Below are 13481 nucleotides of genomic sequence, written 5' to 3' on the forward strand. Positions count from 1 at the left end.
TATTATATAAATTATATACTATCAGCAAATAAGCTTTATTATAACGTATTAAACAATATAAACTTTGATATTCCTAAAAAATTTAAAGGGAAAAACTTAAATATTAAATATTTGAATAACTTGATAAAAAGATACACTAGAAGATATAAAGGGAAAGTTCCTTATACGAACAAAATAAATTCTTTTTCGATAGACACAGGTTTGTATAGATATTCAAAAAATAACACAAATGAAAATTATATTTATATATCTTCAATGGAAACAAGAAAAAGAGTACCGATTAAATTGAGGGATTCAAATAAATACAACAAAACACTTAAAATCAAAATTATAGATAATGTAGTGAGAATACATATTCCATTAGAAGTGGAATCAAAGGAAAATACTAACGAAAATATTATAGGAATAGACAAAGGATATAGATATTTATTTGCAACATCAAATGGAAATCTGTATGGAGAAAAACTGAATTATTATTTAAGTAAGGAAACCGAAAGATTGAACAAAAAAAATGCTAATCGAAACAGATTTTTCGCACTTAGAAGAAAATACCTCGAAGAAGGTAACACTAAAAAAGCAGACAACATACTTAAAAATAATTTAGGAAAGAAAAAATACAGAAACAACAAAAATAAACACGATGAAACAGTTAAATCTTATATCAATAAAAATATCGATGAATTTATAAAGTCAGAAAAGCCGAAGGAAGTTGTAATGGAAAATTTAGATTTTGTGAGTTGGGATGACAGATATCCAAAATCTGTAAAAAGAAAGTTATCGAGATGGATAAAGGGCTACATAAGAGATAGACTTGAGTACAAATTTAAATTAAGTAGTATTGAATTTACATACATAAATCCAGCATATACAAGTCAAATTTGTAGTAAATGTGGAAGATTTGGGATAAGAAATGTAGATTTGTTTACGTGTGATAATTGTGGAGAAATTCATGCAGATATAAATGCAAGTAAGAATATTTTAGAAAGAAAATATGATAAAGAAATAAAGATGTTTACAAGTTATAAGAAAGTTAAGGAAATATTAGAAAGTAGAATTGCTGATACAAAGTAAAAAGATAGATTAAAAGTATATTTTATTTAATCACAAATATATTTTGTATTTATTCAACAGTTGATAAATAGAGGGTATGTTTTATCGGTGACGGGGATTAGATAAAATGCTTTAAATAAATAAAAAATACGGTTGTGGGATAATCGAGATAGAAATTTTATCGAGATAACTGGCTCAACCAAGACTTAAAACTATCAAAAGATAGAATAAGAGCGAAATATCTAAAATGAGTACATTTGTATATATTTTTAGAACCAGGTGGACGAATGGAAAAAAACTTTACACATCTTCATGTACATACAGAGTATAGTTTGCTAGACGGATTCTCTAGGGTAAAGACTCTTGTAAAAAGAGCTAAAGAAAAAGGGATGACTGCCGTTGCAATAACTGACCATGGATGTATGTTTGGAGCGATAGATTTTTATAAAGCTGCAAAGGCTGAAGGAATAAAGCCTATAATTGGATGTGAAGTATATACAGCACCGAGAAAGCTTACAGATAAAGATCCAAACTACGACAAGCATCAAGGTCATCTAGTACTTTTGGCTAAAGACATGACAGGATATAAAAACCTTATAAAAATAGTATCTAAGTCTTATGTAGACGGTTTTTACTATAAGCCTAGAACAGATATGGACGAGCTTAAAAAGCACAGTCAAGGCTTGATAGCACTTTCTGCGTGTCTTGCTGGTGATGTACCGAGAGCCATAATGAACGGAAATTACGACAAAGCTAGAAAACTAGCTATGGAGTATAGGGATATATTTGGCAATGGTAACTACTACCTAGAAATACAGGACCATGGGCTTCCAGAGCAGAAACAGGTAAACACAGAAGTAGTTAGACTATCAAGAGAATTAAATATTCCACTGGTTGCGACAAATGATGTGCATTATGTGGATAAAGACGACGCAAAAATTCAGGATATACTTATGTGTCTTCAGATGCAGAAGACTATAGACGACGAAAATAGAATGAAATTCCCTAGTGATGAATTCTACTTAAAGAGTAGAGAAGAAATGGAGCAATTATTCCCAGAGCTAGAGGAAGCTTTAGATAATACAAATGAAATTGCGGAGAGATGTAATGTAGAATTTGAATTCAACAAATATCATCTTCCAAGATACGATGTTCCAGAGGGATACACTACTAATGGATACTTTAGAGAACTTTGTCAAAAAGGACTTGTAGAAAGATATGGAGAAGATTGTCCTGAGGAATACAAAGAAAGACTTGAGTACGAGTTAAATACAATAGAAAATATGGGATATGTTGAGTACTTCCTTATAGTTTGGGACTTTATAAACTTTGCAAAACAGAACAATATAATGGTTGGACCTGGTAGAGGGAGTGCTGCAGGTTCTATAGTTGCATATACTTTAAAAATAACAGATATAGACCCAATGAAGTACAGCCTACTGTTTGAAAGGTTCCTAAATCCAGAGAGGGTATCCATGCCCGATATAGATATCGACTTCTGCTACGAAAGACGTGAAGAAGTTATAGACTATGTAAAAAGAAAATACGGGGAAGACCATGTTGCGCAGATAATAACATTTGGTACAATGGGTGCCAAAATAGCGATAAGAGACGTTGCCAGAGTTTTAAATGTTTCTTATAACAAAGCAGATCAAATAGCTAAGGAAATACCTTTTGAGCTAGGTATGACTATAGACAAGGCTATGGACAGCAATCCTACACTTGTAGAACTTTATGAGTCTGATGCAGAGGCTAGAGAAGTTATAGATATCTCTAAGAGATTAGAAGGTACTCTAAGACACGCATCTACACATGCAGCAGGTGTCGTTATAGCCAGAAACCCTGTAGACGAATACGTGCCACTATACAAGCATCAGGACTCTATAACTACTCAGTTTACAATGACTACACTTGAAGAACTAGGACTTCTAAAAATGGACTTCTTAGGACTTAGAACTCTGACAGTTATCAGAGATGCGCTAGATTTAATAGAATTAAACAGAGATATAAAAGGATACACAGAGCATATAGATTTTTCAAAAATGGAATATGATGACGATGAAGTATTTGAAACATTATCTCAAGGAAATACACTTGGTGTATTCCAGCTAGAAAGTTCTGGTATGAGAAACTTTATGAAACAGCTAAAACCAAATAGCTTTGAAGATATAGTAGCCGGTATATCTCTATTCAGACCGGGTCCAATGGACTCAATTCCGACATATATAGAAAACAAAAACAACCCAGAAAAAGTAACATATATAAATGATAAACTAAGACCTATACTAGAGGTAACATATGGGTGTCTAGTATATCAGGAACAGGTTATGCAGGTTGTTAGGGATCTTGCTGGATATAGCTATGGTCGAAGTGACTTAGTTAGAAGAGCAATGAGTAAGAAGAAAATGGACGTCATGGAAGAGGAAAGACAGTACTTCATACATGGAAAATTTGACGATGAAGGAAATATAGAAATTCCTGGATGTATAAGAAATGGAATATCAGAAGAAGATGCAAATAAAATTTTCGATGATATGATAGATTTCGCAAGATATGCCTTCAATAAATCTCATGCAGCTGCGTATGGTGTTTTAGCATATGAAACAGCATACTTAAAAGTGCACTATCCAGTTGAGTTCATGGCAGCTCTTATGACTAGTATAATGGGGAACTCAGATAAAGTTGTCGAGTATATTAGAGAATGCAATGCAATAGGAATATCTGTTAATCCACCAGATATAAATAAGAGTTTTTCAAAATTCTCTGTTGAGGGCGATAGTATAAGATTTGGGCTTGCTGCGGTTAAAAACGTAGGGGTAAATATAATCGAAAATATTGTAAAAGAAAGAGAAGAAAATGGGGAATTCAAAGACTTTGTAGACTTCGCAAAAAGACTTGATACAAAAGATACAAATAAAAGAGTGGTTGAAAGTCTTATCAAATGTGGTGCATTTGACCAAATTAGCGAGAATAGAGCCACACTTATGGCTGGATATGAGTCAGTGCTAGAAAGTATATCTATGGATAGAAAGAAAAACGTCCAGGGACAGATTTCACTATTTGACGCATTTTCTGCACAGGTAGAAGAAGTACCAGATATGCAACTTTCTACAAATCTGCCTGTTGTAAGGGAGTTTAGCGAAAAAGAAAGACTGAACATGGAAAAAGAAGTGCTGGGAATGTATCTTAGCGGACATCCATTATCAGAATACAAATCTGAGCTAGATAGAAAAACTAGCATAAACATGAAAAAGATAAACGAGCTAAAAGAGAACGAAAAAACATTCATGAAGCTTCACGATAGAGAAGTAATCATGGGTGGAATGGTAATCGCCAAGAGAATAATGACTACGAAGAGAAATGAAATAATGGCGTTTATCACACTAGAAGATTTATATGGAGCTATAGAGGTTGTAGTGTTCCCTCAGACTCTTAAAAAATTCAACATACTACTAAACGATGACAGTATAATACTAATAAAAGGTGCGATAAGTATTGACGATGATGAAGCAAAATTAATCGCTAGAGATATAAAAGATATCAATGAAGAATATCGGTTTAATAGTGAAAAGATATCTTTTGATGTAAGAAGCAATTCAAGCAAATCTAAGAATAGACAGATGAATGTTAGAATAGACACTGTAGGGGATGAAGAGCTGCTTATGAAGATATTTACAATAACTAGAAAATATCCTGGAAGGGATAGGTTAGTATTGTTGCCTAAAGATCAAAACATAGATATGAGCAAACCTATAGCATATAAAGTTCCGGGGATGTACATAAATGCAGACGAAGAACTGAAAAAAGAGTTGGGAAGTTTAGTTGGTAAATTAAATATAGAGATTGAAGAGATATAGCTTTAATTATTAAAAAAATATAAAAACATTAAATTCGAAAAAAAATAAATATCATATAGAAAAAACCACCTTTATATAAAGGTGGTTTTTCCTACAGATTGATTATTTTAAATTAGAGGATAATTTAAAATATCTTTAAAGTGGTTAGTTAGTAAATTAAAATTTTAGAATCTTAATTTATGTTATATTAGGTATTGAGTTCATATATATTATATTAAAAAAAAAACAATCTGTAAACACCATAAAATATATACTGGGTACAAAAAAAGAAGTGATAATAGAAAAAAACTATGTATAATCAAAAAAAAATCACTTTATTCTAAAAAATAATAAATATACTCAAAAATAACAATCGTTTTCCTTTAAAAAATAATGTTTTTTTATTAACGATATTTTCATATTATCAGAATAATAAATTTAACTTCTGTACAAAGTATAATATCCGTTATAAGAAAATAAAAAACATAAAAAATATATCATAAAATAAAAAAACAAACAGAAATAATGCTAAATATTAAAGTTAAAGTAAAATAAATGATACTTTATAATATAAGGTTGTAAAAAATAAATAAATTAAAAAAAGGGTTAGTTTTTTTGGATAAAAAAGAACATAGCCATAGCATAATTGTATAGATAAAAAATGCTATGGCTATGTTTTATTGACATAAAAATATTTTTTAAAATTATATATTTACAATTGCCATGCTGACTATTGTAAGAGCAGCGGCAAGTTTTTCTTTTTTGCTAAGTCTTTCTTTAAATATTATATAACTCATAAACATGATAAACACTATACCACCAGCGCTGAATATTGGATAAACAACAGCAGCTTCAAGTGTTTTTAGAGCATCTATAAGGAAGAATGAAGAGAACATATTTGGAATACCAACCCCAATACCAACTAAACAGCTAGTAAGATTGAACCCTTCTTTTCTATTCTTAAATAGCATACCTAAACTGAATATTGTAGCAGATATAAATACTATTAGTAGGAAGAAGTTTTTATACTCTACTAATGCGTATTTCTGGAATACTTTATTCATAAAGTCTGCACATCCATAAAATACGAATAAAATTATCAGAATCGGTTTAAAATCTGACTCTTTTAAATTGGCAGGATTTACATTTATTATTAATATAGATGCAAAAGATAATACTATTCCCACCCATTTTATCGCCGATGGCATCTCATTCCATAAGAATATTGAAAATATCATAGGTACTAGAATTCCCATTTTTCCAAACATACCTGATATTGAAGGTCCGCATTCGTTTATACTCTTCTGATAAACGACGAAACCTATAAAGAATAAAAATCCTGTTATAATCCCAAGTAGTATTGAAGCTCCGAAGCTTCCTTCTGGTGTAAGAGTCCCTGCGAAGTTTGCCATTGTTTTGGCCATTATTCCGTCAAATGATGCTGGAACATTTAGACCAGACTTTGCAAGTGCTATTGCAGATATTACAGTAGCTGTTAAGTAGTTGAAAGTGGTTACAAGTGCTCTGTTGCATTCTTTTGATTCGCTATATTTGAATATTAGAGCTATAGAACCACTGCATACTATTGCTAGTAATAGATAAAACATAAAAGTTTACCTCCTAAATTTTAGTTCAATTATAGATTATACAATAATTTTTTTATGATTTCTAGAAAGATATTCATTTAATGCCGAGATACATTGGCGACACAAAATACCCTAAGGGTGGAGTAAGAGGGGTAATTCCTGAAAAAATGTCTTACTAAAAAACTAGATTGTATTTTAAAAACAAAATAAATTTTGATTAAAAGGGAGTATTTAAAAAAAATATTCCCTTTTTTATTGTTACTCATAAATGGCTTAAATAGTGTAAATTTAGGGATAAAGAGTAAACCTAAATATTTGATAACGGTACTAATAGTGTAGCGTATTTCAAATAGTAAACACCTAAGATGTATTTATAATATAAAGCGAAAGAAAATTCAAATTTAATGATAATTTAACGACTTTTTGTGATATAATAACACAAAATGGACTTTTAAGAAAAAGGACATTTTAATTTTTTAAAACTTGTGGGATAAAATTTAAATACAGGGACGGAAAACGTCCTCAAGAAAATTTAGATAGAATAGAAAAAATTTTAGGAGGTATAACTCAATGAAAACAATAGGTATTTTAACAAGTGGTGGAGATGCTCCAGGAATGAATGCTGCAATAAGAGCAGTTGTAAGATCTGGTATATACTACGGATGTAAAGTATACGGAATAAACAGAGGTTATAAAGGTCTTTTAGAAGAAGATTTAACAGAAATGAACCTTTCTTCAGTTGGTGACATAATCCACAGAGGTGGTACAATATTAAAATCTTCAAGATGTGAAGAATTCAAAACAGAAGAAGGTAGAAAATTAGGGGTAAAAGTACTTAAAAAATATGGAATAGATTGCCTAGTTGTTATAGGTGGAGATGGATCTTTCAACGGAGCTAAAAAATTAAGCGAAATGGGATTCCCAGCTATAGGTATACCAGGAACAATAGATAACGACTTAGAATACACAGACTACACAATAGGATTTGATACAGCTATGAATACTGTAATAGATGCTATAGGCAAAATAAGAGATACTTCTTCTTCTCATGAAAGAGTAAACATAGTTGAAGTAATGGGTAGAAACTGTGGAGACTTAGCTTTATACGCAGGTATAGCAGGGGGAGCTGAAACAATAATAGTTCCAGAAGTAGACGTAAAATTAGACGAAATAGCTTTAAGATTAAAAACAACTCAGAAAAGAGGAAAAAGACACAGTATAATAGTTATGGCTGAAGGTGTTGAAAAAGTTGGTAGTGCAGCAGACCTTAAAAAAGTTTTAACTGAACAGGCAGGAGCAGATGTTAGAGTAACTGTTTTAGGACATGTTCAGAGAGGTGGTAGCCCAACTTCATTTGATAGAATACTAGCAAGTAGATTCGGATACAGAGCTGTTGAATTATTATTAGAAGGAAAATCTTCAAGAGTTGTTGGTATAAAAGATAACAAAATAATAGACTTAGATATACAGGAAGCTTTAGCTATGCCAAAAACATTCAATAGAGAATTATACGAAATGGCAAAAGTACTTTCTATATAATAAATATAAAATTAATAGAATTTGAAATAAGAGGAATAGGTTAGATTAAAAAATATAATATCAGTTATATTTGTAACAGATAATACATATATATACGGTGGATTACATCTTACGGTGCAAAATTTATCCATCTATATCAGGAGGAAATATGTTAAACGATATAAAAAGAACAAAAATAGTTTGTACACTAGGACCAGCATCACAGAGTGAAGAAGTTTTAAAAGAGTTAATGCTTAATGGATTAAATGTATGTAGATTCAATTTCTCTCATGGTTCTCATGAAGAACACAAAGGAAGAATAGATATGGTTAAAAAAGTTAGAGAAGAACTAAACAAACCAATAGCTATACTTCTTGATACAAAAGGACCAGAAATAAGAACTGGTAACTTTGCAGACCCAGAAGTTCTTCTTGAAGAAGGATCTGAATTCACAATAACAATGGACGAAGTAGTTGGTACAAAAGAAATATGTACAGTAAGCTACAAAGGATTAGCAGATGACGTTAAAGAAGGCGATACTATATTAATAGACGATGGTCTAGTTGGACTTAGAGTTAAATCTGTTGAAAACGGAAATATAAAATGTATAGTAGAAAACTCTGGAATAGTTAAAAACCACAAAGGTGTTAACGTACCAGGTGTAAAAATAAACTTACCAGCTATAACACCAAAAGACGTAAGCGATATAGAATTTGGTATAAAAGAAGGTATAGACATGATAGCTGCATCATTCGTTAGAAAAGCTTCTGACGTATTAGCTATAAGAGAAATACTTGAAAAAAATAACGCTGGAGATGTTTTAATACTTTCTAAAATAGAAAACCAGGAAGGTGTTGAAAACATAGATGAAATACTACAGGTTTCAGACGGTATAATGGTTGCCAGAGGTGACCTTGGGGTTGAAATACCAACTGAAGAAATACCTATAGTTCAGAAAATGATAATCAAAAAATGTAATGAATTAGCTAAGCCAGTTATAACAGCTACTCAGATGCTTGATTCTATGATAAGAAATCCAAGACCTACAAGAGCAGAAGTTACAGACGTTGCAAATGCTATATACGATGGTACAGACGCAATAATGCTTTCTGGAGAAACTGCTGCAGGTAAATACCCAGTAGAAGCTGTTAAAGTAATGGCTAGTATAGCTAAGAGAATAGAACAAACTTTAGACTACGATAGAATGTTAAAAGAAAAAGGTTCTAAAAATGTTACTGTTACAGATGCAATAAGTCACGCTACTTGTACTACTGCAGTTGACTTAAATGCTTCAGCAATAATAACATCTACTTCTTCAGGATATACAGCAAAAATGGTATCTAAATTCAGACCACAGGCTCCAATCATAGCAGCTACAAGCAATGAAGCAGTTATGAGAAGACTTGCATTAACTTGGGGTGTATATCCAATAAAATCTGCTTTAGCAGGAAATACAGATGAAGTTATAGAAAAATCTATAGAAGCTTCAATAGAAGCAGGATACGTTAAAAACGGAGAATTAGTTGTAATAACAGCTGGTGTACCTGTTGGTGTAAGCGGAACTACTAACTTAATAAAAGTTCACGTTATAAGTGAAGTACTTGGAAACGGTGTTGGTATAGGAAATGGTACTGTTGAAGGTAGAGTTAGAGTAGCTAATGATAATGGAGAAATAAAAGACTTTAAAAAAGGTGATATAATAGTTGCTAAAACAACTGATAAAGATATGAACTGCTACATAGAAGAAGCAGCAGCTATAGTTACAGAATTCGGAGGAATGACTTCTCACGCAGCTATAGTAGGATTAAACCTTAATACTCCAGTTGTTGTATCAGTAGCTGATATAACTAAAACTGTTAAAGATGGAGAGATAGTAACAGTAGATGCTAAAGCTGGTATAATATACAAAGGATCTTCAAGAGTTTTATAAGAATTTAATAGAATTTGAACATATAAAAAATGGGTTACTGTAAAATCAGTAGCCCATTTTTATTTATTTATTTTTGTTTAAGTGTATCGTGTGGAATATCAAAGTAATTAGCAACAAAATAGATGAATGTTTTTGCTGCTGGAGATAGGTCTTTAAATTTTTTCATAGATATACCTATCGTTCTAAAATAATTTGGCTCTAGCGGTAAATACTGTAGTCTATTTTTTTCTCTTTTTATGGCAAGCTCAGGCAGTATACCAAATCCTAAGCCATTTTCTACCATTGATATGATAGAATAGTCATTTTGTGATAAAAATCTAAAAATGGGCTTTATATTTTCTTTTTTTAATATCTCAAATATACTATTGTCGTAAGAAAGATCGGGAAGTATGAAATCTTTGCCATTAAAATCTAATATTGTAAAACTATTTATATTTTCTATATTATATGATTTTGGAAATATTGCAACGTATTTATCTTCTAGGATTGGCAAAAATTCCAAATTTCTATTGGTGTCTATATTGTCTAAAGAGGAAAAGGTAAAGTCAACTTTTGATTCTAAAACCCAGTTGTATAAATCTGTGATACCGCCTTCTTTTAGGTTTATGCTTATATTTGGGTGTTCCAAGTTAAATTTATTTATAATATCTGGTAGCAAGTTTACTGAAATACTTGAAAGAGTACCTATATTTAACGAACCAACTTCTAGTCCTTTGATATTATATATGAACTGTTCTAGCTTTTCATTTTCAGACATAAGAGCTCTCACCTTTTGAAGAAAATCTCTACCAATAGGCGTCAGATGAACGCCGTATCTATCTCTAATGAATAATTGAAGTCCTAGCTCCTTTTCAAGCCTCTTCATGGAATGACTTACACCAGACTGTGTATACCCAAGTAGCTCGGCCGTATATGAAATGTTATTTGTTTCTGCAACAGTAACAAATATTTTATAAGTATTTATATCCATTAAGTATCCCTCCTGATATTAATTTTTGTCATAACTATAATGAGAAAATGTCGCTTTTAATATATCAATTAAAAAAGTATACTATATGTGTAGTAGAAATTCAACCGAATAACACCAAATAAACAGCTTTTCACTGGGTATTCTGGGATTAAGCCCATGAAAGGTAAAAGTAAAAAGTAATTATGCATAAAATCAACGACTGAGCTGGTTGATAATATGCCTATCTGTATGGAGTTATATGTTATAACACCCCAAAATGAGTCTTATAAAATAAAAAGTGCTGTTACATGCGAGCTTGGTAACTCTCTTGTAACAGCACTTTTTCTATATAATCTACTATTAATGACTATCTATTTGAGAGTGTATAATCAATATTTTCCATTATTAGTTTACTAGTAGTATTGAACTTATAGACAAACTCCTCTCCAGCTTCGACGTGTGTTATAGAAATATGTTCTGTTGTAAATCAATCTCACGTCTCTAGATTGTCGAGTTCGTTTTGTCTATAAGATTCAATACTGAAAGTTAATCATTAGCGATGGAAAATATTGATTTATACACTCTTTATAAGCTAGTAAATTAATAATAGATTATATAGAAAAAGTTGTAATCTGCGAGATATAGCATAAATATGCTTATATATGTAAGAATTTGATGATTTAGAAGAATTTTGCTTAATCATATGTTTACATGTAAGTTAAATTTGTAAAATAAAAAAAGAGCTGTTTAAATTAAATTTTTATAGGAAAATATCTAACTTGGAGGATTGAAAGACATAGACAAAACTCGTTCGACAATCTGGAGACGTGCAGTTTTTTTGAAACAAGAGATTTTACTCGTATACACGTCGAAGCTGGAGAAGAGTTTGTCTATGTTTTCAATCCCCGATAGATATTAGCTATAAATTTTTATTTAAGTAGCTCTTTTTTATTTTTAAATATTAATTACATGTTTTTAACTGCAGCAGTAAGTCCAGGAACTAACTGTTTTTTTCTTGAAACGCATCCTTCAACGAATACTCCCTGAGCTCCTTCAACGTTAAATGCTTCAGATATTACAGCATCTGGAGCTTTGTATATTAGGTAAGAACCTTCTTTGATTATATCAGTAACTGCAAGAACTAATAAATCAAAATCAGTAGAGTTTATGTAGTCAAGGAACTGATCCTGTTTAGCGAATATAGAGTCTATATCAAGAGTGAATACCTGACCTATACCAACTGATTTACCACTCATATCAAATTTTTTGAAGTCCATGTTTACTATTTCTTCTATTGAGTATTCGTCAAGAGAAGTTCCGTATTTGAACATGTCCATTCCGTATTTTTCCATGTCAACACCAGCTATTTTAGCTAGGTCTTCACAAGCCTGTTTGTCTAATTCAGTAGTTGTAGGTGATTTGAATATTAATGTATCAGAAAGTATAGCTGATAGAAGAAGTCCTGCTATTTCAGTAGGTATTTCTATGTTATTTTCTTTGTACATGTTGTATATTATTGTACAAGTACATCCAACTGGCATTAATCTTACTGATAGAGGAAGATCTGTTTTCATTCCACCTAATTTGTGATGGTCAACTATTTCAAGAAGATTAGCTGATTCAAGTCCATCTGCACTCTGTCCATATTCATTGTGGTCAACTAATATAACGTCTTTTTTAGGTAATTTAGCTACATCAGCAGCTGATAATAAACCAACAACTTTTTCTTCAGCATTTACAACAGGGTAAAGACATTTTTCGCAAAGATCAAGGTCTTCTGCATAAGCACATTCACATACCGCACAATCACAAGCTTCAACTAATGATTCTATGCAAGCACAGTGGTTTATTGTGTTTGAAGTTTTGTAGTTGTTTGTTGGAACTGTTATAACAGAAACACCATTTCTTTCTGCTTTAGCTTTTAATTCATCAGATATTTCTGTATTAGAAGTAAGTATTATTAAAGCAGCTTTGTTGTCTATAGCGTATTCTATAGCTTCAAATCTATTTCCTACTATAACTATATCTCCTGATTCAAGAGTTTCCATTACTGTTTCCATATCAAATGAAAGAGTGAATACTCTACCACTTATTTTTTCTGAACAATTAACTACTACAGAACCATCAAGGTTTTTGCATATGTTAGTTATTGTAGTGTCTATTGTTTTGAAGTGCTGATGAAGTAACTCTTCAGCTATTTTCTTTAATGATACGCATCCAGCGAATTTTCCTTCTTCATCTGCAACTGGAATAGCTTCAACATTTTTGTTATTCATTAGGTTGTAAGCTTCTAATAGTGAAGAAGAAACATTTAATATGTTTTCTGTATCTAGGCAAAGGTCTTTAACCTGAGCTTTAACTCCATCTATTAATTTAGGAGCGTCTACTTTAAAGTAGTTAAGAGCGTATTCTGCTTCCTTTCTAACTTCTCCTAGTGCACAAGCTACTGCATCCTGTCCTAAAGCTCTTTTTAAATTTGCATAAGCTATAGAAGAGCAGATTGAATCTGTATCTGGGTTTTTATGCCCGAAAACTAATATACTCATCGGTATAATTCTCCTTTCAATTTTGGTAATTTGAATTTGTGAATTTCATAAATTTATTATAACATA

At 31.3% G+C, this 13481-nt stretch carries 7 protein-coding genes; 4 read left to right on the top strand and 3 right to left on the bottom strand.

All coding sequences use genetic code 11. The features are described 5' to 3' along the window. Both DWX74_RS08175 and DWX74_RS08180 read left to right on the top strand, forming a co-directional pair. On the top strand, window positions 1-1071 hold a 1071-nt coding region (locus DWX74_RS08175), incomplete at its 5' end, for an RNA-guided endonuclease TnpB family protein (RefSeq protein ID WP_118549541.1). A 266-nt stretch (window positions 1072-1337) separates the two neighbouring features. After that, the gene (locus DWX74_RS08180) at window positions 1338-4907 is read left to right on the top strand and encodes a DNA polymerase III subunit alpha (RefSeq protein ID WP_118549542.1); all 3570 of its coding nucleotides are present in this window, start codon (window positions 1338-1340) and stop codon (window positions 4905-4907) included. 683 nt (window positions 4908-5590) lie between these two features. Here DWX74_RS08180 and DWX74_RS08185 read toward each other — a convergent pair. After that, entirely contained in the window at window positions 5591-6493 is a 903-nt protein-coding gene (locus DWX74_RS08185; protein ID WP_118549543.1) for a DMT family transporter, read from the bottom strand. 549 nt (window positions 6494-7042) lie between these two features. Between DWX74_RS08185 and pfkA the strand changes: the two genes are divergently transcribed. Next, the gene (pfkA, locus tag DWX74_RS08195; RefSeq protein ID WP_118549544.1) at window positions 7043-8011 is read left to right on the top strand and encodes a 6-phosphofructokinase; all 969 of its coding nucleotides are present in this window, start codon (window positions 7043-7045) and stop codon (window positions 8009-8011) included. A gap of 148 nt (window positions 8012-8159) precedes the next feature. Further along, window positions 8160-9920 (top strand): pyruvate kinase, encoded by a 1761-nt coding sequence (pyk, locus tag DWX74_RS08200; protein ID WP_118549545.1) that lies wholly within the window; start codon window positions 8160-8162, stop codon window positions 9918-9920. Between the two features lie 67 nt (window positions 9921-9987). Here the strand turns inward: pyk and DWX74_RS08205 are convergent, their stop codons facing one another. Both DWX74_RS08205 and DWX74_RS08210 read right to left on the bottom strand, forming a co-directional pair. Then, a complete protein-coding gene (locus DWX74_RS08205) occupies window positions 9988-10890 on the bottom strand; it encodes a LysR family transcriptional regulator (RefSeq protein WP_118549546.1) in 903 nt (300 codons plus the stop codon). Window positions 10891-11834: 944 nt separating this feature from the next. Beyond that, window positions 11835-13415 (bottom strand): putative manganese-dependent inorganic diphosphatase, encoded by a 1581-nt coding sequence (locus DWX74_RS08210; protein WP_118549547.1) that lies wholly within the window; start codon window positions 13413-13415, stop codon window positions 11835-11837. Between the last annotated feature and the right edge of the window lie 66 nt (window positions 13416-13481).

The sequence above is a fragment of the Peptoclostridium sp. AF21-18 genome (assembly GCF_003478825.1).
Classification (GTDB): domain Bacteria; phylum Bacillota; class Clostridia; order Peptostreptococcales; family Peptostreptococcaceae; genus Peptacetobacter.